This is a genomic window from Paraburkholderia sp. RL17-337-BIB-A, from assembly GCF_046025895.1.
GTDB lineage: Bacteria > Pseudomonadota > Gammaproteobacteria > Burkholderiales > Burkholderiaceae > Paraburkholderia > Paraburkholderia fungorum_C.
In genome coordinates, this window is the sequence record NZ_JARESY010000004.1 from 378,108 (window position 1) to 403,555 (window position 25,448).

The window sequence follows — 25,448 nt, forward strand, 5'->3', positions numbered from 1 at the left end:
ACGCCTTCGTGGCCCACGACTTTGGTCCCAGCTTCAGGCTATCGCCTGCGGCGCGACGTCGCCCAATAGCTCCGTCCGACGCAGGGTGCGGAAGCCGCTCGCTGATGCACAATGTCTCGCCGATTCATCCTGACTTTACCCCGCCGAGTGCACCACTCATAAGTTAGCTGGCTGGCCGGTTTGTGGTTGACTCAATTGCCGGAACTGGTCCGGCGCCAGTTGCCCCAAGGCGCTGTGCGGGTTGCTGCGGACGCTGCCGGCGGCGTGCGTCACTTTCGCACCGCCTCCTTCATGGGCTGGCGGCAAGCTGAACGAGAACGTCGCACCACCTCCAGGGTTATTAGAGGCCCGGATTTGCCCACGGTGGGCTTCAACAATAGAACTGGAAACAGCAAGCTCCATTCCCATGTTGAATCGCGTGTCGTAAAGAACGGTTAAAGAGTCGCGGAAGTCCTCAACCGTGACGGAGACATGCCTGAAGGTCAAGGCGGGACTGGACCTATCTGCTGTTCGACACCGCTAGCTAATCTCACAACCGCAGTTATACGCACGTATAACCAGTTAACGCCAACGCGGCATCTGCATATCCCGCCGTAGAGTAGATTTGCCCTTCGGCAAAACCTACTCTTCTCTCATCGAGGCAGCGCTCGCCGTTATGACAGCGCAAAGCTCGCTGTGCGGCCCGACGCACCATCGCCTTCCGCGATACCCGTCCGACCCGTTCGCTTTCTTAACGTCTTCAAGGAATCATCGTGTCAGTTGTTCTGCATAACTGGATATATATCGGCAGCAACGCCTATGCGGAGTACACGTTCGTGCCGTGGCTTGGCAGGAACATCTATCGCCGTACCGTCGACCTCTCCGCAATATGCATCCAGTAGCCGCAGGTCAGGGATTATCCGACCTCTAGTCGCGTACTGTGAATCCCTGTTGTGCAGGTTGTTGGCGTTTAAACGGCTCCTGGCACGGACTCATTGCGCGGGAGCACGCTACCGAAAGACTTTTGGGAGCCCACAATGGCCGCAAAGCGCAAGTCTGCATTGAGGAGCATCGGTCCATCTGGAATACCGACTCCGCTCGACGACCTCAAAACACAGCTCGCGTCCATTTCGACCGCACTAACGGAAGAACTTGCGGCACTGTTGGCAACCGTTCTCGACGACGGGAGGAAAGAGACGTTCGACCGTCCGTCGCAGGCGCTAAGCGACGCGGTCCCCGAGTTTCTGCAGCGAGCGTTCGAACAGGAATTGCTCGCAAGCGGAAAGTCAGCGTCGAAATGCCGAGCATCGTTTGTCGCGGTATTGCGCGCGACCCACAAGCAAACACGCGCAACCAGTGAAAAGGAAACGCAGATTGTGCTGTCGGCAGTGTCAGCTACCGCGAGGACGCCCCCGTCTAACGAACTGCTTTCACTGCGGGCGGGCAGCGGAATAGCTGTTGCCGGCAGACAGACGAGATGAACAGCCACTGCTTGGGGGGCGGGTCATGGTGATGGTGTTACTGGTCGACGACGACATAAACCTGCTTCAAGCGCTTGAGACGTTGGTGTGCGGGGAAGGTTACGAGGTTATGACTGCATCGAACGGGGATGAGGCACTGCGCGCAGCGCGCCGAAGGCGCCCAGACATCGTTGTTTCAGATTTCATGATGCCGGTCATGGACGGTCCCGCCCTTATCGGCGCGCTCGCAGCCGAGCCTGAGCTCGCAACTATTCCAGTTGTTCTGAACTCAGCGGTGGCGACACCGCCGCCACACCTTCGGGTGTCGGCATTTCTCAGAAAGCCAGTCGCGGCCTCGCGCCTGCTGGAACTGCTTCAGCTGCACAGTTCGCAGGTCACAGTAGGGTCGTCGCCATGACCGGCCACGTCGATACGCCGGCAATGGAAAGACACAACTCACTCGTGAAGCATCGCCTGGGAGCTGAGTGTCTCAGGGTGCGCCTCGCCATCTGGCCACAGAAGGTCCAAAAGGAAACTAGATGCCAGGATGTTTGTGCGACTGCGAAGTCTCGCCCCGGTTCTCGATGACGTGCTCGACACAGGCCAGGTCGAGCACGCAGACCAGGCCGCGAGTCTCGCGTCACTTGCCCACTTATGCTCCCAGCTGTTCGACGCGTACCATTGCCAACACCCCGGCCAGATTGCGCAGATAGCGCAAGCGCGACACGAAGCCATTGAGTCGCTGTAGCGCGCAACCTCTGGATTGGCGGCAGGTTCAGGTATGGACAGAGGTCGCGCTAGACGATTTCTGGACCGGTTACTCCAACCTTGCGTACATTAGCGGTTTCCCATCAGCACGCTAAAGATTGACAAGTCCTTCGTCGGCGATCGAAGAAGACGAAGAGACCCGGGCACTCACCCAAGCTGTCGTGTCGTTCGGCAAAGCGTCCGCGTCTGGATGTCCTCGCTCGTCGCTGAGTCGGCGATTCGACAACTGACCTTTCGCGAGACAGACAGCGTGAAATCAAAATCTTCAGTATGCTGCCGGATGCGCGTCTGGCAATCGTGGTCCTCGCAGGACCTGAGGGTGCGTACAGATAACTTCCAAAGCATTAAGAGACAATGAACGCTACAATCCTGAATCCCAGTATCGACCGGGACAAGTTGGAATCCCTCGCTTACTCCAAAGTCACCTGGCGCCTTCTGCCCTTTCTGTTTCTCTGCTACGTCGCCGCTTACCTTGACCGCGTCAACGTCGGCTTTGCAAAACTGCAGATGCTCAGCGACTTGAAGTTCAGCGACACGGTCTATGGTCTCGGTGCCGGCATTTTCTTTATCGGCTACTTCTTCTTCGAAGTTCCCAGCAATGTGCTAATGCATCGCTTCGGCGCCCGGGTCTGGATTAGTCGAATCATGATTACATGGGCGGTTATTTCGTCCGCCACGCTTTACGCGTCAACGCCAACCTCGTTCTATATATTGCGCTTTTTGCTTGGCATTGCCGAAGCCGGCTTCTTCCCCGGTATCGTTCTCTATCTGACCTACTGGTATCCGGCCGAGCGCCGCAGTCGTGTCAATGCGCTTTTCATGATGGGCATCCCCGTTGCAGGGGTCATCGGCGGCCCGCTGTCGGGCTGGATTATGCAGGCATTCAATGGCGTGCATGGCCTCGCAAACTGGCAGTGGCTCTTCCTGCTGGAAGCCATCCCCTCCATCGTTCTTGGCGTCTTCACGCTCATCTATCTGCCGAACGGGATTCGCGCCGCAAAGTGGCTCACGGAACCAGAGAAGAAGCTTCTTGAGGAGAAGATTGCGCAGGACGGTGTTGGAAAGCTGCACGCCACGGTAGGAAGTGTCCTCGGCAACGGCCGCGTGTGGTTCATGGCCGCCATCTACTTCTGCTGCATGATGGGTCTCTATGGCGTGGGCTTCTATTTGCCGACGCTCATCAAGGCCGCAGGCGTCAAGGATGCGCTGGACATCGGCATGCTGACGGCCATTCCGTATGGCTGTGCCATAGTCGCGATGCTGCTGATTGCGCGAAGCGCCGACCGTCTGCGCGAGCGCCGCTGGCACTTCGCGGCAGCCGGACTCATGGCAAGCGTCGGGCTGCTGGTCGCCACCATCTTTGGCTCCAACGTCGGACTCGCTATGGTGGCGCTCTCCCTGGGTACAGCAGGAGTACTCGCAACGATGCCGGTCTTCTGGGCGTGGCCGAGCGCCATGCTGGGCGGCGGTGCAGCAGCAGCCGGCATCGGGCTGATAAACTCGGTGGGCAACCTCGCGGGTTTTGTCAGTCCCACTATCGTGGGCTGGATGAAGGACGCGACAAACAGCACCAACGCCGGCATATACGTCATCGCCGCAGCGCTTTTTGCCGGCGCGTGTCTTGCGCTTTTCCAACCGCGTGAGCGGGTAAACAGCTAGTCACTCCAGGCTTGCGCCAATGAGGCCACGACACCCCGACAGGCGTCGTGGCCTAATTCACATCGAGCGCGCCTTAGGGCAGGAAGAAGGCGACGCCGAGAAAAGCGAAGCGGCGCGGGGCGGAGCCATTACGCAGAACAACAAGCTCGTTGAAGCTTCCGGCGTGCAGGGCTATTTCGATAGTGAGGAAGAGGCGCAGCAGGCTGGGTTCGCTTGGGCGCGAGCGTGGGTGGACAGCCACTTTTAGGCACTACGCGCGTGGTTTGCTCAGATACCTAGAAGCGGCGCAGACAAAGACTGCCAAGAAGGCTATGCGCATCAATATCGGCCGCGGTGGGGCCACGCTTCTCCATGAGTTCATGGATGGTCTTAAGACCGCCGCTGAATTCAAAGGTCCATTTTTCGTTAATGGTAGAGCCAGCAGACATTGCTGTCAGCTGCGGATGCGCAAGGACGACTCCAGCTACCTACCCACCTTAACATCGCAAAGCAAAACGCCGGCAAGCGGGCGCGTCCTCTGAGCATGGACAAAGCAGCCCCAACCTCGGAACGCGAGTTGATCCGGCATTTTGAATTCAGCCGATTCCGTGGCGCACCTTGTTGCCAGCAGCTCAAAGAACATTCCCGGAACGCTTCGTTGCGAATGGTTTAAGGCTGACGTCCCCCCGTCGAAATGATTTGACTTCCCTGTGTCGCCCCGTACAATGATCCGTGTTGCAGCGCAGCATTTTATCTTTGGTCGACTCGGCGTATCCGTTTTCAATCATCGTCCCTTGCCGCCTTACCTACGGAGCATTGATGAGCACTCTTACCCCCCAGCAGTTGATTGCCGCGCAGCAGGCCAACGTGGACGCATTTTTTGGCATCACGAACAAGGCATTCGCCGGCTTTGAAAAACTGATCGCGTTGAATTTGCAGGCCACTAAAGCGGCTCTTGCTGAAAGTCAGGAAATCGTGTCCAAAGTCATTTCGGCCGGCAACCCGGGCGCGCTGCTCGCACTGCAAGCAAGCCTTTCCCAGCCTGCTGCGGAAAAGGTGGTCGCGTACGGCCGCAGCGTTCATGAAATCGTGTCAGAGGTGCAAAGCGAAATTTCAGCCGCGGCTGCATTGCAGGGCCAGCAACTCCAGCAAGATGCTCAGGGATTCGTCGAAAACCTGAAAAAGAACGCGCCTGCAGGAAGCGAAACAGCTATAGCTGCCTGGAAGTCGGTTTTCTCTGCAGCGAACGCTACCTACGAATCGGCCAACAAGGCTGCAAAGCAGTTCGTCGCTACGGTGTCTACCGCTCAGTAAGACTGCTGTTCTCCCTTTGCGCTGTGGGTCTGTAAATGCGAACTTCGGTTCGCATTTGTCTTTCCGGCGTGGGATGTACTGAGAAGCGAGAAATCTTGACCGCCACTCGTGATGTTTGGGGCGCTGCCGCTCGGCTTTGTTCGGACAGGTATGAGTTCCCATGCTGCGGACGCAACTATAGATTTTTGACGGAAACGGGCCTCCCAAATGAATTCCACAGGTTAATGATGTTGGCGATGATCACGCCTTCGCTCTCCTGCGACGCGATCTTCTGCGTCAGACAGGGTGGCACCAATGCATCGCTTGATGCGCGAGATCTGCGCTTCGACCAGCGCGCGTACGCCATATCCATATTTCTTGTGGAACGCATAGATGCCTTTCTCGTCGATGTATTTGACGATCTGATCATGCCAGCGGGTCTGGTCGTTGCCGTGCACGACGGCGTGGGCCGGCGGTGGAATGACAGGCGTCACGCCCGGGCGCGAGCGCTTCGGTACGCTCGATGCTGTAGTACGCGCCGTCCGTGATCACCCGGTCGACTGGCTGATCCGCGGGCAGGACCGCGTCCATACCTTCGCTGTCCGATACTTCTGTGGTGGTCTTGCTGATCGCGTGAATGTTCATCTCCCCGTCGATCGACAGATGCATCTTGCGCCACGTCGTTTGCCTCGCCTTCCTGCAGTACTTCTGTTCGTACCACTCACTCGCACGCCCGAAGCTCAACCCCGTGCTGTCGACGATCACGCTCACTGCTTCGCCACGTGCGAGCCGTCTGGCCAGTTGCTCGCAGCGCTGCGTGACACTCACCTTGAGCACCGCGAACCGGTCGCACAGCTGGCCGTAACTGGGCACCGGAATGTCCAGTCCCCGGGTCGCCCAGCAATCCTCCATGTAGCCGGTGATCTGCCGCATGCCCCAGCCGAACAGCCGGTAGAACGTATAGATCAGCTCGATGTACGCGGTGGTGTAGGTCGGCTCGCGCCCCGACACGCCGGGCATACGGACTTTCGCGTAATAAACTGCGCCCACTGAGCGCCCCTTTCGTCACGTGCCTTCGACGAGGACGGCGCGATAGCGCGCGCCCTTGAACCGGTGCTGCGCGACATCCTGATACGCCGGGCTGTCGTACCACGCGCGCGCGGCCTCCGTCGACGGAAACTCCACGATTACGACGCCCTCTGGCGCGTCGCCCTCAAGGATCTGCTGAGGTCCGTAGGCAGCGAGAATCTTGACGGGATGACCTTTAAAGGTCTCGCCCACCTTGCTTTGGTAGATGTCGAGCTCCCCCTGATCCTGTGTGCTTTCCTTTGTGAAGACAATGTAAGTCGCCATGGCGTACGCTCCTGCGGTGGTGTGAAGATGCGCACGATGATGCCATGGAACCGCATTGGACCTCGATACGCAGCGTCGGCGCAGGTGTCGACCCGTCGCTTGGGCGAGAGAACCACCCGACCCTCGCAAACAGACATTCGCGAGCGATCATAGCGGGCGTTTCCCTAGCGATCTCCCTCTCCTGCCATGCCGTCTTAAAGGCAGTCGGCGCATGAATCTTTTCGACCATGCGCCGGATACTCTTCTTCGACGGGCGCAAACCCATAAGGGCCTGGCCAGTTGTCGCTGAGTACATTCGCCCAAACGTAAAACCCAGGAAGTCAAATTCGCCTTCCGGCTCCGAACATGTCTTTTCCTCGTTGACCGTCAGCTCCAGAAGCGAGCCCAACTGCGGTGGTGCATCAACAGCGGCCATGTCAGCGGTGGGTGCAACCGCGTGGCCAGCGGCTCGTGGCCGAGCGGACCCAACAGAAGCAGAATGAAGTTTATTCAGACATATTGTTGTCTTTGAATGAAATGTTTTCATTACGCTGACACATTCAGTTTTTATTCTCTGTGCCGGTACCGCTACTGCCCAGGCTTTATCCCGTGTTCGGACTAGATCAGATCACCACGCAGATTGGTCAACTGTCTTTTTAATCAGCTTTACTAATTGTCCACCAGCCATGAGATCCCCCCAATGACCCAATTCCTGTTGTATGGCCGTGCTGTAGCGGCCTGCATCGTTCTGAGCCTATCGCTAGCCGCCTGCGGCGGGTCTTCGACAAACCCGTCGGGCGCCGCCAACGCCGCTTCCGGCGCTCAGCCGTCGTCCGCACCGCCCAGCGTCAAGCTGAGTTGCGCGCCCTGATGCCGCGAAGTGCCGCCCCGCGCTCAATCCCTACATAGTCAAGACCATGAAAAAACTCGATCGACGCAGTTTCCTCACCGGTGCCGCCAAGTCGGCAGGCGCCGCCCTTGCGCTGGGCATGCTGCCGCCCAGTATCGCCCGCGCGCTTGCCGTTCCAGCTGCGGTAGACACCGGCACCATCAAGGACATCAAGCACATCGTCATCCTGATGCTGGAAAACCGTGGCTTCGATCATTACTTCGGCACCCTGAAGGGCGTACGCGGCTATGGTGACCGCTTGCCGATTCCACTCGAGAGCGGCAAGGACGTGTGGTACCAGCAGGACGCAAACGGCAACGAAATTCCGCCGTATCACATGGATATGACCAAGGTTAAGGCGCTGCAATCGCCCAGCACGCCGCACAGCTTCTCCGACATGCAGGCCGCCTGGAATCAGGGCAAGTCAGGCCATTGGCCCGTTTACAAGACGCAGTACACGATGGGCTATCTTGCCCGCAGCGACATCCCGTTCCATTTCGCGCTGGCCGAAGCGTTCACGATCTGTGACAACTATTACTGCTCGACCACCAGCGGCACGGACCCGAACCGCGTGGTTTTCTTCTCGGGCTCGGGCTTCGACCCGAAGCTGGCGAAGATGGGCATCAACAGCGACGACCGGACCTCGGAACCCAACAACGATCGTTGCTGGATCACAGGCACCATGCCGACGCCGGGCTATACGTATCCGGACAACGCACTCACGTGGCTTTCCCTGCCGTCAGTGCTCGAGAATGCCGGCGTGAGCTGGAAAATCTACCAGGACACCAACGACAACTGGACCGGCGCTATGCACGGCGGCCTGGCTTTCCAGGACTTCCGCACCGCCAAGCCCGGCGATCCGCTATACGTGAAGGGCCTGACGGACTACTCGATTGCGGACCTGAAAAACGATGTGATGAACAACACGTTGCCCGAAGTGTCGTGGATCTTGTGCACGGCAGCCAACTCGGAGCACTCCGGCAACAGCAATCCAGCGATCGGTGCGAACTTCACGGCCGAAGTGCTCGACGCAGTCACCGCCAATCCAGATGTCTGGGCGCAGACCGCATTCTTCCTGACCTATGACGAGAACGACGGCCTGTTCGACCATGTGGCGCCGCCAGCGCCACCGTCGTACAACCTGGACGGCACCCTGGCAGGCAAGGCCACGTTCCCGCTGGACGGTGAGTACTTCTCCGATCCGACGAGAAAGTACCTGAACGCCAAGGACACCATCAGCGGCAACGTGCGGCCGTGGGGTCTCAGCGCGCGCGTGCCGATGTACGTCATCTCGCCGTGGAGCAAGGGTGGATGGGTTGACTCGCAGGTTTTCGATCACACGTCGATGAGCCTGTTTTTAGAGAAGCGCTTCGACCTCACTGTCGACGCGGTCAGTCCGTGGCACCGTGCGGTCTGCGGCGACCTGACCTCGTGTTTTGACTTTGTTTCGCCGAACGATCCGGTCTTTCCCAAACTGCCGGATACGACCAACTACCAGACCGTGCTTGCCGCCCAGGCCTCACTGCCCATCGCAGCGCCGCCGGCCACGCCGCAGCCGCTGTTCCAGGAGCCGGGCACGCGCTTTTCGCGCGCACTGCCCTATGAACTGCATACCAGCGCACGCATCGAAGGTCCCGGTCTCGTGAAGCTGATGTTCAGCAATACAGGTACGCAAGGCGCAGTGTTCCATGTGTACGACAAGAAACACCTGGACCGCATCCCGCGCCGATACACGGTAGAAGCCGGCAAGACGCTCGAGGACTACTGGGACGACACGCTGAAGACCGACCAGGGCAACTACGAGCTCTGGGTCTACGGCCCGAACGGCTTCCTGCGTACCTTCGCGGGCAACGCAGTGGCCGCCAGTACCGCGACCTTCATGCCCGAAGTGCAGGTCTGCTACGACACGAACGCCGGCCAGGTCTACGTGAAGTTGCACAACACCGGTAGCGCGCCCGGCACGGTGACGGTGCAGTCCAACGCCTACCGCACCGATGGCCCCTGGCAGATGAATGTTGCTGCCAATGATGTCGGCATGCTGCACTGGGATCTCTCGGGCAGCGGCAACTGGTACGACTTCACCGTGACGGGCGACAATTTCATGCGCCGCTTCTCGGGGCGTATCGAAACGGGCAAGCCGACTGTCAGCGATCCGGCGATGGCGCTTCACTTGAGCTGAACTGGCTCCGGCCGGCGGAGGCGGACTTCGGCCTCCGCCGGCCGGAGGGATCGTGGACGTCGCAAACATCATTCGAGTGGTCGTTATCAACGCGGCCGGTAATCGAAAATTTGCGTCGCCTTTTGATACTCACCACTCTCATCACGCCCGGAAGTCACGCTATCCTTGCCGCTTCCTTGTCGGGCCCGGTTGCGTATCGCGCATTGGGCGACCCTAGCCGCGCCTCGCGCGGCGTGCCAGCGGCTCGACGGATTCTTTCACAGGAGCTTTGATGAAACCCGCAAAGAAAGGCGTGGCGAGTGCCAAGGCCGCGGCCGGGACGCCGGCCCAGCCGATTTCGGTGTCGGCGATCCTGTCGCGCATCGAGCAGCTTTATCCGACCTTCGGCGCCACCAGCCAGCGCATCGCCGACTTCATCCGTCAGCACGCGCAGGAAGTGGTGCACATGTCGGTCAGCGAGGTCGCCGAGCGTGTGGGCGCGAGCGAAGGCAGCGTAGTGGGCCTGTGCAAGGCGATCGGCGCCACCGGCTTTCAGCAGCTCAAGATCGTGCTGGCGCAGGAAATCGTGCGCCCGGTGCAATTGATCCATGAAGATCTCGAGCCCAGCGACAACGCGGCGGCGGTCATTTCAAAGATCTTCAGCTCGAACGTGCAGGCCTTGCACGAAACCCAGGCCACGCTCAACGTGGGCGAGCTCGAGCGGGCGGTCGAGGTGATCCGCAACGCGCGCCGCATTGAAATCTACGGCGTGGGAAGCTCGGCGTCGATCGCCGAAGATGCGCACTACCGCATGCTGCGTATCGGGTTGGACGTACGCGCGGTGATCGACCCGCACATCCAGGTCATCAGCGCGTCGCTTTGCGACCCCACCGTGGCGACGCTCACCATCTCGCACTCGGGCAGCACGCACGAAACGGTGACGACAACGCGCCTCGCCAAGGAAGCCGGCGCGCGCACCATCTGCATCACGAACTTCGGGCGTTCGCCAATTCAGGCCTTTGCCGATATCGTGCTGTTCACCATGGCGCGCGAGACCAGATTTCGCACGGAAGCCATGACGAGCCGTCTCGCACAACTGGCGATCATCGACGTGCTGATTGCGTGCCTCGCGCTCTCGGACTACGAGAGATCGGCGGAAACCATCCGCCGTACGTTCGACGTGCTGTCGCTCAAGCGATATTGACGGCCACGGGCAGCGCCGGCGCGATGCAGTTCCAGGCCTCACGGTCTGCCTAGTCGTCCCGATTCAAAGTCAGCACCGCGTCGAGACCGCTGTCCGCGCGGTTTCTCAGAGTGAGGGTTCCGCCATGCGCGGCAGCAATGCTCCGCGCAATGGTCAGCCCCAAACCTGTACCCTGGTTTTTCCCGTCTTTTGACGCATCGATCCTGAAGTACGCTTCGAACACCCGTTCAAGCAGGATCTCGTCGGGAATACCAGGACCGCTGTCGCTCACGACGATTTGCACAGCGTGCTCCAGATCCGTCACCCGGATCTTGACCCGACCGCCGTAGTAAATCCCGTTATCCACCAGATTCTGCAAACAACGCTTGAGATTGCGCGGATACCCACTCAATGGATGCACCGCGCGCCCCTCGACATCCACCACATGTCCCGCCTCACGCGCATCCTCAGCCAGCCCTTCGATCATCGAATCGATATCGATCTCATGACGCTGCTCGGTGATCTCAACGCCTTGGACCGCGTCCAGCGTCGCGCGCACCATTGCTTCCATGTCTTCGAGATCGCCACGCATAGATTCCCGCCATGTCGGATCCGGCAGCATTTCGGCGCGCAGCCGCAAACGCGTCAGCGGCGAGCGCAGATCATGTGAAACGGCCGTTAGAAAGCGCGTGCGGGCGCTGATACCATCGATCAACTGGCTCTGCATGGCATTGAACGATTGCGCCGCGGTGCGCACTTCCCGTGGGCCACTAACCGGCAGCGGGGGCCGATAGATATTGCGGCCAAGCGCGTCCGCGGCCTTCGCGAGCTGCCGCAACGGACGCACCGCAAAGCGCACCGCCACCAGAGCCAACAGCAACACGGCCGCCAGGCGAAGCAGATAGATCCGCGTGAGATAGTCGAGCACGAGCGCGTGCGGCTCGATCTGCATACCCGCCTGCCCCTCGTTGGCTTGCACGTCGAGCCACTCACCCTGCGGAAGTTTCATCTGCACATGAAAATCGCCCGTTGGCATACGCGAGTTGAACAGGCTGAGGATGCCCGCGTGCTGGCCCGCATCGCCACGCAGCTCGGCGTCGATCAGGCGCACTTCGATCGGCTCGCCAAGACGGCGGCGCATCACACCGGAGATCAGATGGCCGACGGCTTGCCTCGCGACCGATCCAGCGGGCGCCGGGGCCGGCGCATCGATCCACTGCAGCCGGTAGCGCGCATCGCCTAGCTGCGTGGCAATTTCACGGCGCGAAGCGTCATCGGGCGCATGCTGAAGCAGCCGCACGGTATCGGCAAGACGGCTCGCAAAGAGACGCGCGGGAATTTCAAGGGTGCGGTTGTCGTGGGTCTCGAACCAGATGGTGCTCGTCAAAAGTTGCCCGGCAAACATGCCGACCACCAGAATCAGGACAAGCCGCCCATACAGCGTGTCGGGCCATAGGCGCAGTTTCATCGCTGGTCGCGCCTCACGCTTCGTAGACGACGTCGGCAACCAGCATGTAGCCCTCGTTGCGCACCGTGCGAATCAGCTTCGCGCCACGCGCCTCGTCTTTCAGATAGTGCCGCAGACGGCTCACGCAGACGTCGATCGAGCGGTCGAGCGGCGTGCGCTCCTTGCCGAATACCTGGTCGAGCAGGAACTCGCGCGACAGCGGCCGGTTCGGGTGATCCAGCAGCGCGCGCAGCGCGCGATAGTCGGAGCCGCCGAGCGAGACGATCACGCCGTCCGGCGACAGCATCTGCTTCATGCGCGTATCGAGCCGCCAGCCGGCAAAGCTCACGAACGCGAGCGAATCGGCCTGACGCGCACCGGGTACGCTGCGGGTGCGCCTCAGCACTACCTTGATCTTCGCGATGAGTTCGCGTGGGTCGAAAGGCTTCGGCAGATAGTCGTCCGCGCCCATTTCGAGGCCGAGGATCCGGTCGAGCAGACCGCCGCGCGCGCTCAGGATGATGATCGGCAAGCTGTGCTCGCGCCGCAGTTCGCGCGTGATGTCTAGACCATCCTCCCCGTTCAGCATCAGGTCGAGCACCAGCAGATCCACTCGCGACTTATTGATGATCTGCTTCATCTGTGCGCCGTTTTCAGCGGCGCTCGCCGCATAGCCCATGTCGTGCAGATAGTCGCGCAGCAACTGGCGGATGTTGGGATCGTCGTCGACGACGAGTATGTGGTCCATCGTGAAAGCCTTTTTTCCCGGCACCGGCTGCGTTGAGCCGGTGTTTGCGTGGCCCGTGCAGAGCTGCGCCCGTCTCAACACATTTCATTACAAAACGGCCGTGTTTCAACACATTGCCATTACATCGCCCCGCTAAAGTAAGGCCCGCAAATGGCAATCATTCTCATTTCGAACTATATCATGTCGATTCTCCGGTTTTCTCTGGCGCGCCGGCCCTTGACGCTTGCGGCTGGCGCATTTGCGGCCTGCGTCGCGCTCACCTTTGGCGCGGTCGTCACGAGCACGGGCGCGTGCGCTGCTACGCAGGCGCCGGCCAGCCAGGCACCGCAGACGGTCACCGATCTCGCAGGCCGCACCATCGCGATTCCCGCCGAGCCGCACCGTATCCTGCTGGGTGAAAGCCGGCTGCTCACGGCGGTGGCCCTGCTTGAAGGTCAGCATCCGCTGGCACGCATCGTTGGCTGGCAAGGCGATCTGCCGACCATGGACCCGCAAACCTACGACGCCTACGCGAAGAAATTTCCGGAGATCAAACAGATCCCGCTAATCGGCAAGGCCACTGAAGACAGCATCAGCGCCGAAAAGGCCCTGAGCCTGAAGCCCGATCTGGCGATTTTCAGCTTGGGCGGCCATGGTCCGGGCCAATACAACGCTCTCGTGAAGCAACTGGAATCGACCGGTACCACGGTCGTTTTCGTCGACTTCCGTCTGCATCCGATGCAAAACACGTTGCCGAGTATCAAGCTGTTGGGCACTGTGCTGCATCGTGAGAAGGAAGCCGACGCCTATATCCGCTTCTACCAGCAGCACCTGGCGCATGTGCAGAGCGTCGTGAGCCAGATTCCGCAGAACCAGCGGCCGAAGGTCTTCATCGACCTGCTGGCGGGCGCATGGGACGCAGGCTGCTGTCACACGGCGGGCAACGGCAACTTCGGCGAGTTCATCACGACAGCGGGTGGGCGCAATATCGCAGCGGGCCTCGTTCCCGGTGTGCTCGGCGACATCAGCATGGAGCAGATCATTGCGTCGCGCCCGGACGTGTATATCGCGACCGGCAGCCGTACAAAACCGGGACTCGCTGCGCTGCGTGTCGGTGCGCTGACGAGTGAGCAGGATGCACAAGCGAGTTTGGCTGCCCTTGTCGCGCGGCCTGGCTTTGACACAATCAAGGCGATCCACGACGGCCACGTGCACGGCATCTCGCACAACTATTACGATTCGCCGTACAACATCGTGGCCATCGAAGCCTTCGCGAAGTGGTTCTATCCGCAGCAGTTCAAGGACCTCAAGGTGCACGCGACACAGGACGAGCTGTATCGCCGCTTCCTCGCCGTGCCACCGGATGGCGCCTACTGGGTCGACGCACCACTCGCAGCGCACTGAGCTTCCTCACGATGTCCACACTTCAGAATCACGCAAATCTGCACGCCGGCAGCGTGTTCCGCTACCGGCGCCTCACGCAGCGGCGCGTCGCCGCGCTTGTCGCCGTGACGGCGCTGATCGCGGCCTCGCTACTGTTCGACTTGCGCACGGGGCCGTCGGGGCTGCCGTTCGACACGCTGCTGCGCACGGTGTTCGATCGCGCCTCGGCCGATCCGGCGACAAGTGTCATCGTCTGGCAGATCCGCCTGCCGTACGCAGTCATGGCGTTGCTGGTGGGCGCATCGCTTGGCCTGTCCGGGGCCGAGATGCAGACCGTGCTCAACAATCCGCTCGCCAGCCCTTATACGCTCGGGGTGTCGGCGGCGGCGGCGTTCGGGGCGTCGCTGGCAATCGTGCTGGATGTCGCGATTCCCGGCGTTTCGCAGACCTGGATCGTGTCGGCCAACGCCTTTGTATTCGCGCTGCTGTCGGCGCTGCTGCTCGACGCCGTCGCGCGCTGGCGCGGCATGAGCACGGCTGGCGTCGTACTCATGGGCATCGCGCTGGTATTCGCCTTCCACGCGCTGGTTGCGCTGATGCAGTTCATCGCTTCCGCCGATGCGCTGCAAGGGCTCGTCTTCTGGACCCTCGGCTCGCTCGCCCGCTCCGACTGGCCGAAGATCGGCGTCCTCGGGCTCGCCCTCGCGCTGGCGCTGCCCATGTCGATGCGCAACGCCTGGCGGCTCACCGCGCTGCGGCTAGGCGAAGATCGCGCCGCCAGTTTCGGCATCGACGTACGGCGGCTGCGGCTGGGTACGCTGCTGCGCGTGTCGGTGCTGTCGGCGCTGGCGGTTTCGTTTGTCGGGACGATCGGGTTCATCGGGCTGATCGCGCCGCATATCGCGCGCTCGGTGTTCGGCGAAGATCACCGCTTCTATCTGCCCGGCAGCATGTTGTTTGGCGCGCTGATGCTGTCGCTCGCGTCCATTGCCTCGAAGCTGATCATTCCCGGTGTGCTGATACCGGTTGGTATCGTCACGGCGCTGGTCGGCATTCCGCTCTTTCTCGGCATTGTCGTGCGCTCGCAGGGAGAACTGGGATGAGCGGGCTCGGTATTCACGCATTGAGTGTTGGGTATGGCCGCAGACAGGTGCTCGCTGCGCTCGAGGCCGGCCCGTTGCCGCGCGGCAAGATTACGGCACTGCTGGGGCCGAACGGCAGCGGCAAGTCCACCTTGCTGCGCGCGCTCGCTGGGCTCACGCGCGCGAGCGCCGGGACGCTTTCACTCGACGGCGAACTGCTTGCGTTGTCGGCGGCCAGTGCCCGCTCGCATAGCGTCGTGTATCTGCCTCAGGCGCTCCCCGCGGGCGTGCGGCTGCAGGTGCTCGAATCCGTGCTGGTCGCATGCCGCGCCACGCGGCGGCAGTCGTTCCAGCTCCCACGCGCCGCAGGGCACGACGATGTCACGTATGCGCATGCCGTGCTGCAAAGGCTTGGCATCGACGACCTCGCCACGCGTTCACTCGACGAGTTGTCGGGAGGCCAGCGCCAGCTCGTCGGTATCGCCCAGGCACTGGTGCGCGACCCGCAGGTGCTGCTGCTCGACGAACCACTTTCGGCGCTCGATCTCAACCATCAGTTTCACGTCATGCGCGTGCTGCACGACGTCACGCGCGAACGCGACATCGTGACCATCGTGGTGCTGCATGACATCAACGCCGCGATGCGTGCATGCGAGCGCGCGATGTTGCTGCACGAAGGACGCATCGTGCGCTTCGGACAACCCGCCGACGTCGTCACGCCTGCGAATCTCGCGAAAGTCTTTGGGGTGGAAGCGCGGATCGAGCAGTGCTCGCGCGGACACCATCAAGTGCTGATCGACGGTCTCGCCGGTCACACGCACATCGCCAGCGACACCGCCAGCCCCGCCGCCAGTAGTTAGCACGCGGCCCAGCCAGCCCAGCTTCAGACCGCTATTCCAGCCGCCGACCGGCGCCCGCTCGTCGGGCGTCGTGTCGTCGCGTCGGCTCGCTACCGCCTCAAACTATCTACAGACCCAGGAGCAGAATGAAGAAAACACTCATCATTACCGCTGTCGTAGCGGGTTACGCGTGCGCGGCGCAGGCCCAAAGCAGCGTGACGCTGTACGGCGTGATCGACGCCGGCCTGTCCTACACGAACAATCAGAAGGGCCATAGCGTCATGCAGGCCGGCAGCGGCAGCGTGACCGGCAGCCATTGGGGTGTCGCGGGCCGCGAGGATCTCGGCGGCGGGACCACGGCGGTGTTCCAGCTTGAGAGCGGGTTCAGCGTCACGAACGGGACGTTGCGCCAGGGTGGCCGCGAATTCGGTTACCAGGCCCTCGCAGGGCTCTCGAACGACCGCTTCGGAACGGTGAGCTTCGGGCGGCAATATGATTCGGTGGTCGACTATCTTGCCCCGCTCAGCTTCACCGGACACCACCCCGGCGGCAACAATCTGTCCGCGCATCCCTACGACAACGACAACCTCAACAATTCTTTCCGCGTGAACAACTCGGTGAAGTTCGCGAGCATTCCGTATGCGGGGCTGCGATTCGGCGCGCTCTACGGCTTCTCGAACGAGGCCGGTGGCTTTGATGACAACCGTCTCTACAGCTTTGGCACGTCATACGACGCTGGGCCGTTGAATCTCGCCGCGGGCTATTTCCAGACCAACAACGACGGCCGCAGCAACGCCAACGGCGCGTTGACGCTGACCGACCGGAATTTTGTCGCGGGAAGTCAGCGCACCTATGGCGCGGGGGCGAGCTACAAGGTGGGGGCCGCGAAATTGGGCTTTGTGTGGACGCGCACGCAACTGGATGCACTCGATACGATCAACGGCGCGAACAGCCTCGGTCTCGTGGAGAACGGGCAAGGCGCGAACTTCAGCAACTTCGAACTGAACGCCAGCTATGCCTTGACGCCGGCCTTGAGCCTGAACGGTGAGTACACGTACACGAACAGCGCACTCTCGACGGCGAGCGGTTCGCATCATCCGAAATGGCATGAGGTCTCGGTTCAGACGGACTACTTTCTCTCGAAGCGGAGCGATGTGTATCTGCAGGCGAGCTACCAGCACATCAACAGCGATGGCTCGGGGCTCACTGCCGACATTGCCGGCCAAAGCCCCTCGTCGACCAATCAGCAGGTGGTCGTTGCCGCGGGGTTGAGGCACAGGTTTTGACACCGATAACAGGGGGAAGCGCCGTTGTGCGCGTTACCTTTGAGCCCCTTTTGCGGCGGGCCGCGCCGGGATGTGAGGTTCTGTGTGCGGAGAGACATCCGTCTGACGGCCGCGCGCCGGCGGGCCGCGGTTGGTGGTGGGCGCTGGGGGCGTCAGACGGTTAGTTGCGATTTATAGGCTGCCGCCTGACGACTTCTGGCTGCTCTCCTTTCCGAATGATCAAAAATCGTTCCTCGCAGATCGCCGCCCGAGATTCCGCAGTCTGGCTGCGAGGCAAATCATAAAAACTATCGAATCACCTCTTTTGATAGATTTTATTGGTTATAATGCCTTCTCCAAACACAAACGGCGCGCCGCATTGCGGCTTAACGGCCATGCAAGTTAAGGCTGCGCCAGCAGACGGGGAACTTCGTGAACACGGGTAAGACGACATTGAGCATTCGGGCGCGGTTGATCGTAGGTTTCGGCGTGGTACTCATCGCGCTCGTCGCGCTGACGATAATCGCGATCAGCCGGGTCGAGATGGTCCGGACGCGGCTCGATGACATCATTGACGTGAACGGCGTGAAGGAACGCTACGCGATCAATTTTCGTGGCAGCGTCCACGACCGCTCGATCGCAGTGCGCGACGTGACGCTGGTTTCCACGGCGGAGCTGCCTTCGGTCATCGATCACATTCATACGCTGGCGGACCAGTACGACCAGGCGGCTGCACCGCTTGCGAAGATCTATGCCGAGCGCACGGACATCACCGCACAGGAACGAGCAATCTATGCACGGGTCACTGCCGCGCAGCGGCAAAGCACACCGCTGATCCAGCAGCTGATCAGCTTGCAACAAGCGGGCGACGTCGCGGGCGCGCGCAAAATTTTGCTGGATGATGCGCGTCCCGCGCTCGTCGAATGGCTGGCGGGGATCAACGCGCTGATCGACTTTCAGGAACAGCTCAACCAGCAGGAAGCAGCCGAGGCGCGTAAGATCAGCACCGATTTTCGCTTGCTGATGATCGTACTGACGATTGTTGCGTGCGGAGTGGGCATCGCTATCGTTTATGCGCTCGTGCGTAACATCATGCAGGCCCTCGGGGCCGAGCCGGGCGAAGTGGTGGAACTGGCGGAGTCGATCCGTGCGGGCAACCTCGCGCGCCAAATCGAATTGCGGCCGGGCGATACGTCGAGCGTGATGGCCGCGATGGCGCGCATGCAGCAAAGACTGGCCGAAATCGTCACGCAAGTGCGCGACGCCGCGCAGGGTATGGCGGCTGCCACGGAGCAAATCGCGCTGGGCAACGCCGACTTGAGCACCCGCACCGAGCGGCAGGCCCTGGAACTCGAACACGCGAGCGGCGCGCTCGAAAAGTTCGACTCCAGCGTCGCGGCCAATACGCAAAGCGCAGGCAATGCCGACGAACTCGCCAAACACGCTTCGGCCACCTCGGCCCAGGGCGGCGCCGCGGTCGGCCAGGTCGTCCACACGATGCACGCGATCAGCGAATCGTCGAATCGCATCGAGGACATCATCTCTGTCATCAATTCGATCGCATTCCAAACTAACTTGCTGTCATTGAATGCCGCGGTGGAAGCTGCACGAGCCGGCACCCAGGGCCGCGGCTTCGCGGTAGTCGCAAGCGAAGTGCGCATGCTCGCACAGCGCTGTGCCACTGCCGCGAAGGAAATCAAGGAACTGATCGCCACGAGCAGCGCGCGGATTGGCGAAGGAGAGAACCAGGTCGATGCGGCCGGCACGACCATCTCCAACGTCGTGGAAGCATCGCGTCGCGTCACGCACATCATGGAAACCATTCATCAGGCTTGCCTTGCGCAGGCGCAACAGATCGGCGAAGTGCGCGACGTGATCGGCAGTCTGGAGCAGAACACGCAACAAAATGTGACGCTCGTGCAGCAGTCCGCTGCCGCGGCGCAGACGCTGAAGGAACAGGCGCAGGGTTTGCTGGACGCGGCGCAGGTATTCACGCTGCCAGGTCAGAACCCTTAAAAGAGCCGGTCGTCATATTCAGGCTCTGGCGCCAAGGCGAGCAACCGGTTGCACAGTGTCCAACTTGCGTTGATCTGTCCAGGACGCACACCGTTGCGTCCAGGTTGCATCAGCGTTTACTGCGTATCCTTGAGCTAACAATCGCCTCAACAGCGTTCATCAAATCTCGGAGATAAGATCATGACTGAAGCAAGCACCAAAAGAATCGCGCTCGTTACCGGCGCAGGCAGCGGTATCGGCCGAGCCACTGCGATGGCGCTTCTCGCGGACGGCTTCTGCGTAGTGCTTGCTGGCCGCCGTGCCGAGCCGCTCGCTGAGCTCGCCGAGACAGCAAAGGCCGCGGGCCAGGAAGCCCTTGCCGTGGTGACCGACGTTCGCGACGCAGCAAGTGTCGATGCCCTTTTCGACACCATCGAGCGCACCTACGGCAGGCTCGACGTTCTGTTCAACAATGCTGGAGTCAATGCGCCGGCTGTGCCGATGGATGAGCTGCCCGTTGAGACCTGGACAAATCTCATCAATACCAACGTGACCGGTGTTTTCCTCTGCGCTCGCGGTGCTTTCGGATTGATGAGAAAGCAATCACCGCAAGGGGGCCGGATTATCAACAACGGGTCGATCTCGGCACATGCGCCACGCCCCTTCACTTCGCCCTACACGGCTAGCAAGCACGCAGTGCTAGGTCTCACGAAGAGTATCGCGCTCGATGGCCGCGAGTTCAACATCGTCTGCAGTCAGATCGACATTGGCAATGCGCTAACGGAACTGTCCGAGCGCATGACGCGCGGCGTACGCCAGGCAAATGGCACGATGGCGCCGGAACCGATGTTTGATGTGAAGCACGTTGCAGAAGCGGTACGTTACATCGCCAACCTACCCCTGAGCACCAACGTTCTGAACATGACGGTTATGGCTAGCAATATGCCATTTGTGGGGCGTGGCTAGGCCGTCACCATTCGGGACATCGCGCAGGCGCTGAACGTCAGCGCATACCGCCGTCTCCCACGCGCTCGCGGATAGCCCGAAAATCAGCGAAGAGACCAAGGCGCGCGTTCGCAATGCGGTCGAGCACCTCGGCTAAGTGCCGCCAGTGTCCGCGCGCATGATGATGCGCGGCATCATCTCCCCACGGCCACGCCGCGCGCGGAGACGTTGGCCCTGCTCGAGAAAGTCGAAACGGTCCGGTTGGTACGGGTCGCTTCGCGGCTTTCGCGGGCTCTTCTGCCTCAACGCTGCAGCGCGGAAGCCCGCGTGCCCAGCATCAGCCGGATATCCCACCAGCACCGCAGCCGTTGTCACGGCATCACCAGGCTGCTTGCCGGCTCACGCTGCATAACTGTGTACGAAAAGATCAGCGACTGCTTTAACGAGCGTCCTTCGTTCGGCTCGCGCCAGCTTGGTCCGTTCACCAATCAACATCCGTCGCTCAAGATCGCCGATTAACATTTCGACGAAGAACATCGCTGTGAGCCCGGCATCCGTCTTGCGGAGCCGGCCCGCTTTTTGGTGGGCCAGTATGAAGTCGGCGCAAAGCGCGTAGGTCCGTTCTGGACCAGCGTTCATCCATGCCCGCGCAATGTTAGGAAACGAGGGCGCCTCAGAGACGATTAGCCGATGCAATGCCAACGCGTCTGACCGAAGAACGATATCCAGAACAGTTTCGGCGAGCGCGTGCACCCCATCGCCCAAAGGCAGCTTCGCGAAATCATTGTCAACGAGCGGAACAAGCAGTGCCTCAAGCAGCCTGTCCACCGCAGCGAGAAACAGGCCTTCCTTGCCACCGAACCACGAATACACATTGGTCTTCGATTGGCCCGCGGTAGCAACGAGTTCGTCGATGCTAACAGCGGCAAACCCTCGAGCGAGAAAGCGTTCTGCTGCAATGTCCAGAAGATGCTCACGCTTTGCTTCGGAACTGGGTCGCCTCATCATGGTCCCCGGTCACGCCGCGGCCGATCAGGCTGGACGCAGCAATAAAATCGCGCCTGAGAGCGCGGGAGTTAGGATTCGGCCAAGAGGGGCCGTCCAACGTGCTGCGCCTCGCACCGTACGCGCTAGCCGATGGTTGACGTAGGATCTCTACCTAGCAAAGAGCCAAGTCAGTCGAAGTTTCTGGAAGCGCGCCGGGTCACCTGAGTCGATCACAAATCCCGTCATTGATTGATACGATGATACCATACGGTATGGTACGTACTCAGGAGCGCTGACATCCTCTCGCATACAGGCCACTTACGCACAGGACTACTTGCAGGACATCGCCTTTGAGCACGAGCATCAGGGAGAACTATTCTGCATATCGAGATCCGGCGAGGAACGCCATGAGCACATTATCGACGATCGCAGACGCGGGGTATGGGGTAGCACTCCCCGCTGTGGAGACTACGGCGCCCCGTCTGGCGAAAATAGTAACTACTGAACGCACGCACACGAAACGGTTTGTCGGTGACCGAACGGGCGCTACCGCTACTCCGTCATTCCCGCAAGCGATCGTGCGCGTGATCGAACGGCTAAGCAGTAGTAAAGCGGTCGTGTACTGGTCCGACGTCAGCATGTGCCACTATGGATACCAGGATTGGCGCGAGGCGGTCGCGACAACCGGTGGTGTCTGTGCGCTGTCCGGCCGGCTGATTCGTCGTGGGGACTCCGTGTATCGCCCGTCGCAGCGCAAACCAAAACCGAAAAACGCAGCGGCAATGATTCTCTCGTCGGCAATGCCGGACTATGAAGAGATAGAAGTCGACCTCCCCGGCTAACGCCTCAAGGCCCGGCCTCTCCCCGATTCTCATCCACATACTGCGGCGGCGCAGCGTCGCTCTTCAGCATGGACTGACGGCGTTGGGCATAGGCATCGCGTACGAACGTGTATTTATCCAGCGCCACCTGCGACAGAATGTCCGTCGCGCCCAGGAGGGTCGCCCGTGTACTGACAAAATCCAGACCGAACAGCGGCGCACTCGCCTCTGCAGATAGATAGGTTGTCGGGGTCAGGAAGTACGCGAATGCCCAGTTGGTCGCGTCCCGGAACGAACTCGGCCCGAACAGCGGCAACACGAGATACGGACCCGCAGGCACGCCATAATGCCCAAGCGTCAGTCCAAAGTCCTGATGGTGTTTCGGCAGTCCGGCCGGCGACGCCCAGTCGATCAGGCCACCGATACCGAAGGTCGAGTTGAACGCGAAGCGCACCAGGTCTTCGGTGGCATCGGTGACCTCCAATTGCAGCAGGTCGTTGGCGAAGTTGCCGATATCGCCGATATTCGAAAAAAAATTGCTTATCGCCACACGAACCGGACTCGGCGTCACCTTCGTGTATCCCACAGCGGCTGGACGCGCGACGTATTTGTCCAGCTCTTCGTTGAACGAGAAGATCGCCCGATTCATCGGCTCAAGAGGATCGCCGGGTGTGTGACCAAGCCCGGTCGCGCATCCGCCCAGGCCGATGACTGCTATCAGTGCAGCGCTGGTAGTCAGGTTGCGGACGGTCGATTCCATTTCCATTTTGCAATTCCTTTCATGTCGCCCGTCAGGCAGGAGCCGACTCGTCTTGATGTAACGCGGTTCCTTGACGTGGCCTCTGCCCTGGCGCCACTGACGGCTGATCCGCTGCAACGGCCTATCGAGCACACCGCGCTGAACTTGATATCTGTTTCAGAGGTATTGGGGCCAGGTTCTTGCGAGCAGGCGTGTATCAAGTGCGTGCTCGTTCGATGTCAAACGGTCCCGCAATTTAATATCCGTACCGTACTGTATGGTATCATTAAGACAACGATCTCCGCGATCCGAGGGCGTCGACTACGAAATAGCTTGCACAGCGCATCGCCGTAATCGTCACGAAATTTAACGATCAGCTGGACACGGCCGTACCTCGTTGACCTTGAAAAGTGAAACTATGAAATTCAGCAACATGAAACTGGGTACCAGACTGATCAGTGCTTTTATGCTGGTGTGTGCTATTGGCGCCATCGTCAGCGGGATCGGCATCCACGATATGGATCAGATTAACGACAACGGCGACGATATCTACCGTCTCAATCTGGTCGGGCTCGACCTTACCCAGGAGGCGAACATCGACCTCCTGTATGTCAGCCGCTCTCTGCGCGACGCCATTCTGGCCACCAGCGCCGAGCAGCGGGCCGCATTCCTCGCCGACAGCGAAAAAAACCTGGCACTGACGCGCGAGAACCTCGATAAAGCCAAACAGACGTTAGTGAACGAGAAAGGCAGGGCTGCCTTCGCCGAGATCGACCAGAGCTGGCAGGATTACGCGCAGGCCGTCAGGGAGATGCAGGCCCGGGCCCGTGCTGCTTCGCTACAGGATCGCAGTGACCTGACCGACTACCTGTTCGGCGATTTCCGCTCGAGGACCAACAAGGTCGACGACCTGATGGACGTAGTGGTGAATCTGAAGCAGAAAGGCGCGAAAGATCGTGCCGACTCGAACCGGATGCTCTATCAGGAAAGCCGCACGCTGATGATCGCCCTGGTGGTCCTCTCTGTGTTGAGTGGTATCGGAATCGGGATCTGGCTCACGCGCAGTGTGACGCGGCAGTTGGGAGCCGAGCCGGCGATCGCCGCCGAACTGGCCAGAAGCGTTGCCACCGGCGATCTGGGCGTCAGGATCGACCTGCGTCCCGGCGACACGAGCAGCCTGATGGCATCGCTGAAGGCCATGCGCGACGGCCTGCTGGGGGTCGTGTCAGAGGTGCGCGAGAACGCCGAAGGCGTGGCGACCGCGAGTGCGCAGATCGCCCAGGGCAATCTGGATCTGTCGAGCCGCACCGAAGAGCAGGCGGCCTCTCTCGAGGAAACTGCCTCCAGCATGGAAGAGCTGACCGCCACGGTCCGTCATAACACGGACAACGCAAGGCAGGCCGCCACGCTGGCCGGCACGGCCTCGGGCATCGCGCAGCGCGGTGGCGAGGTGGTCGGGCGTGTCGTTGAGACGATGCATGAGATCGCCAGCAGTTCAGCCAGGATGTCGGAGATCATCACGGTGATCGAGGGCATCGCCTTCCAGACCAACATCCTCGCGCTCAACGCGGCGGTCGAGGCAGCCCGCGCGGGCGAACAGGGTCGGGGCTTTGCTGTCGTGGCCGGTGAGGTCCGCACACTCGCCCAGCGCAGCGCCACTGCGGCGAAGGAAATCAAGGATCTGATCGGCAGCTCGCTGGATCGGGTGGACGTCGGCTCGAAGCTCGTCGAGGAAGCAGGCAGCACGATCAACGAGATCGTCGAGTCGGTGAAGCGCGTGACCGATATCGTGGGCGAAATCTCGTCGGCGTCGCAGGAGCAGAGCACCGGCATCGAACAGGTGAATCAGGCGGTCAGCCAGATGGACCAGGTGACCCAGCAGAATGCCGCGCTGGTCGAAGAGGCCTCGGCGGCGGCGCAGTCGATGGCCGGACAGGCCCAAAGCCTGCGTGAAACGGTGGCGTTCTTCAAAATCGGCGAAACGGGGGCCTCGGCGTCACGAGCGGTTGCCCAGCGGAGTGAACCGCGTCCGTCGGCACCGACAGTTCGCATGACCTCTCGTGAGTCATTGACCAGGCCAGTCGTTAGTGCAGACCGGAGCACCACAGCCGTGACGCACGCTGGTGATGCCGTGGACTGGCAGGCCTTCTGAGCGGGCGGAAAATTGAACAATGCTGACGAGGTGCTGAGAAAGATGGCCGCACTCTCGACCACTAACACGAAGACAGTAAGCATGCTTGGCGCGCGGTCCGTGGTGCTGGGCGCGTTTTTTGATGCAGCCCTGCCGCACCTCACGACGTCGCAGCGTGCTGTGGTCACCCGGTCATTCCGTCAAGGCATTGAAGATGCCCTGGCGCAGATGGACGATATGCCCTTGCCCGCCGAATATCACTCGACGCTGCTTGAACTGACCAATGCCATCCTCGCCACACTGGATCAGGAATCGGGCGGGCGCCGCTAGCCTCACCCCTGGCTCACAATAGTGCGTGGGAGTGCCTGTTGAGCACGAACTCGTGCA

22 protein-coding genes and 2 pseudogenes are annotated in these 25,448 nt (G+C 60.8%); 17 read left to right on the top strand and 7 right to left on the bottom strand.

What is annotated here, in order from left to right; genetic code table 11:
* Positions 1-156: 156 nt before the first annotated feature.
* Positions 157-486: an ATP-binding protein gene (locus P0D84_RS46840; protein WP_408350785.1), complete on the bottom strand. Its 330-nt coding sequence runs from the start codon at positions 484-486 to the stop codon at positions 157-159.
* Between the two features lie 266 nt (positions 487-752).
* On the opposite strand from P0D84_RS46840, the gene P0D84_RS46845 reads away from it, so the two are divergent.
* From P0D84_RS46845 to phaP, 5 genes are all read left to right on the top strand, one after another.
* Positions 753-881 carry a hypothetical protein gene (locus P0D84_RS46845; RefSeq protein WP_408345810.1) on the top strand — a complete coding sequence of 43 codons (129 nt, stop codon included), beginning with the start codon at positions 753-755 and terminating at the stop codon, positions 879-881.
* Between the two features lie 556 nt (positions 882-1,437).
* Entirely contained in the window at positions 1,438-1,857 is a 420-nt protein-coding gene (locus P0D84_RS46850; protein WP_408350788.1) for a response regulator, read from the top strand.
* 704 nt (positions 1,858-2,561) lie between these two features.
* Positions 2,562-3,866 carry an MFS transporter gene (locus tag P0D84_RS46855; protein WP_408350791.1) on the top strand — a complete coding sequence of 435 codons (1,305 nt, stop codon included), beginning with the start codon at positions 2,562-2,564 and terminating at the stop codon, positions 3,864-3,866.
* A 19-nt stretch (positions 3,867-3,885) separates the two neighbouring features.
* Positions 3,886-4,113 carry a hypothetical protein gene (locus P0D84_RS46860; protein WP_408350794.1) on the top strand — a complete coding sequence of 76 codons (228 nt, stop codon included), beginning with the start codon at positions 3,886-3,888 and terminating at the stop codon, positions 4,111-4,113.
* A 551-nt stretch (positions 4,114-4,664) separates the two neighbouring features.
* Entirely contained in the window at positions 4,665-5,159 is a 495-nt protein-coding gene (phaP, locus tag P0D84_RS46865; RefSeq protein WP_408350797.1) for a TIGR01841 family phasin, read from the top strand.
* A gap of 405 nt (positions 5,160-5,564) precedes the next feature.
* On the opposite strand, the gene P0D84_RS46870 is transcribed toward phaP, so the two are convergent.
* Both P0D84_RS46870 and P0D84_RS46875 read right to left on the bottom strand, forming a co-directional pair.
* Positions 5,565-6,188 (bottom strand): transposase, encoded by a 624-nt coding sequence (locus tag P0D84_RS46870; protein ID WP_408350800.1) that lies wholly within the window; start codon positions 6,186-6,188, stop codon positions 5,565-5,567.
* 15 nt (positions 6,189-6,203) lie between these two features.
* The gene (locus P0D84_RS46875; RefSeq protein WP_408350803.1) at positions 6,204-6,491 is read right to left on the bottom strand and encodes a DUF1330 domain-containing protein; all 288 of its coding nucleotides are present in this window, start codon (positions 6,489-6,491) and stop codon (positions 6,204-6,206) included.
* An 896-nt stretch (positions 6,492-7,387) separates the two neighbouring features.
* Between P0D84_RS46875 and P0D84_RS46880 the strand changes: the two genes are divergently transcribed.
* On the top strand, positions 7,388-9,538 hold the full coding sequence (locus tag P0D84_RS46880) for a phosphocholine-specific phospholipase C (RefSeq protein ID WP_408350806.1): 2,151 nt from the start codon (positions 7,388-7,390) through the stop codon (positions 9,536-9,538).
* 271 nt (positions 9,539-9,809) lie between these two features.
* Positions 9,810-10,721, top strand: coding sequence for a MurR/RpiR family transcriptional regulator (locus tag P0D84_RS46885; RefSeq protein WP_408350809.1), 912 nt, complete (start codon positions 9,810-9,812; stop codon positions 10,719-10,721).
* 49 nt (positions 10,722-10,770) lie between these two features.
* Here the strand turns inward: P0D84_RS46885 and P0D84_RS46890 are convergent, their stop codons facing one another.
* Positions 10,771-12,168 carry an ATP-binding protein gene (locus tag P0D84_RS46890; protein WP_408350812.1) on the bottom strand — a complete coding sequence of 466 codons (1,398 nt, stop codon included), beginning with the start codon at positions 12,166-12,168 and terminating at the stop codon, positions 10,771-10,773.
* 13 nt (positions 12,169-12,181) lie between these two features.
* Positions 12,182-12,895, bottom strand: a complete 714-nt coding sequence (locus tag P0D84_RS46895) for a response regulator (RefSeq protein WP_408350815.1) — start codon at positions 12,893-12,895, stop codon at positions 12,182-12,184.
* 150 nt (positions 12,896-13,045) lie between these two features.
* Between P0D84_RS46895 and P0D84_RS46900 the strand changes: the two genes are divergently transcribed.
* From P0D84_RS46900 to P0D84_RS46930, 7 genes and pseudogenes are all read left to right on the top strand, one after another.
* On the top strand, positions 13,046-14,278 hold the full coding sequence (locus P0D84_RS46900; RefSeq protein ID WP_408350818.1) for an ABC transporter substrate-binding protein: 1,233 nt from the start codon (positions 13,046-13,048) through the stop codon (positions 14,276-14,278).
* An 11-nt stretch (positions 14,279-14,289) separates the two neighbouring features.
* Complete coding sequence (locus P0D84_RS46905) at positions 14,290-15,360, top strand: FecCD family ABC transporter permease (RefSeq protein ID WP_408350821.1); 1,071 nt, start codon at positions 14,290-14,292, stop codon at positions 15,358-15,360.
* The gene (locus P0D84_RS46910; RefSeq protein ID WP_408350824.1) at positions 15,357-16,199 is read left to right on the top strand and encodes an ABC transporter ATP-binding protein; all 843 of its coding nucleotides are present in this window, start codon (positions 15,357-15,359) and stop codon (positions 16,197-16,199) included. Before P0D84_RS46905 ends, P0D84_RS46910 begins: the two co-directional genes overlap by 4 nt.
* A gap of 125 nt (positions 16,200-16,324) precedes the next feature.
* Complete coding sequence (locus tag P0D84_RS46915; protein ID WP_408350827.1) at positions 16,325-17,464, top strand: porin; 1,140 nt, start codon at positions 16,325-16,327, stop codon at positions 17,462-17,464.
* A gap of 411 nt (positions 17,465-17,875) precedes the next feature.
* Positions 17,876-19,459 carry a methyl-accepting chemotaxis protein gene (locus tag P0D84_RS46920; protein ID WP_408350830.1) on the top strand — a complete coding sequence of 528 codons (1,584 nt, stop codon included), beginning with the start codon at positions 17,876-17,878 and terminating at the stop codon, positions 19,457-19,459.
* Positions 19,460-19,639: 180 nt separating this feature from the next.
* A complete protein-coding gene (locus tag P0D84_RS46925; protein ID WP_408350833.1) occupies positions 19,640-20,404 on the top strand; it encodes an SDR family oxidoreductase in 765 nt (254 codons plus the stop codon).
* A gap of 61 nt (positions 20,405-20,465) precedes the next feature.
* Positions 20,466-20,540: pseudogene (locus P0D84_RS46930) on the top strand (hypothetical protein); the annotation flags it as partial.
* A 242-nt stretch (positions 20,541-20,782) separates the two neighbouring features.
* On the opposite strand, the gene P0D84_RS46935 reads toward P0D84_RS46930, so the two are convergent.
* Complete coding sequence (locus P0D84_RS46935; protein ID WP_408350836.1) at positions 20,783-21,391, bottom strand: TetR/AcrR family transcriptional regulator; 609 nt, start codon at positions 21,389-21,391, stop codon at positions 20,783-20,785.
* Positions 21,392-21,777: 386 nt separating this feature from the next.
* On the opposite strand from P0D84_RS46935, the gene P0D84_RS46940 reads away from it, so the two are divergent.
* On the top strand, positions 21,778-22,212 hold the full coding sequence (locus P0D84_RS46940; protein ID WP_408350839.1) for a DUF3331 domain-containing protein: 435 nt from the start codon (positions 21,778-21,780) through the stop codon (positions 22,210-22,212).
* 10 nt (positions 22,213-22,222) lie between these two features.
* Here P0D84_RS46940 and P0D84_RS46945 read toward each other — a convergent pair.
* Positions 22,223-22,951: pseudogene (locus P0D84_RS46945) on the bottom strand (MlaA family lipoprotein); the annotation flags it as partial.
* A 397-nt stretch (positions 22,952-23,348) separates the two neighbouring features.
* Here P0D84_RS46945 and P0D84_RS46950 point away from each other — a divergent pair.
* Entirely contained in the window at positions 23,349-25,082 is a 1,734-nt protein-coding gene (locus P0D84_RS46950) for a methyl-accepting chemotaxis protein (protein ID WP_408350842.1), read from the top strand.
* Between the two features lie 12 nt (positions 25,083-25,094).
* A complete protein-coding gene (locus tag P0D84_RS46955) occupies positions 25,095-25,391 on the top strand; it encodes a hypothetical protein (RefSeq protein ID WP_408350845.1) in 297 nt (98 codons plus the stop codon).
* Positions 25,392-25,448: the final 57 nt, after the last annotated feature.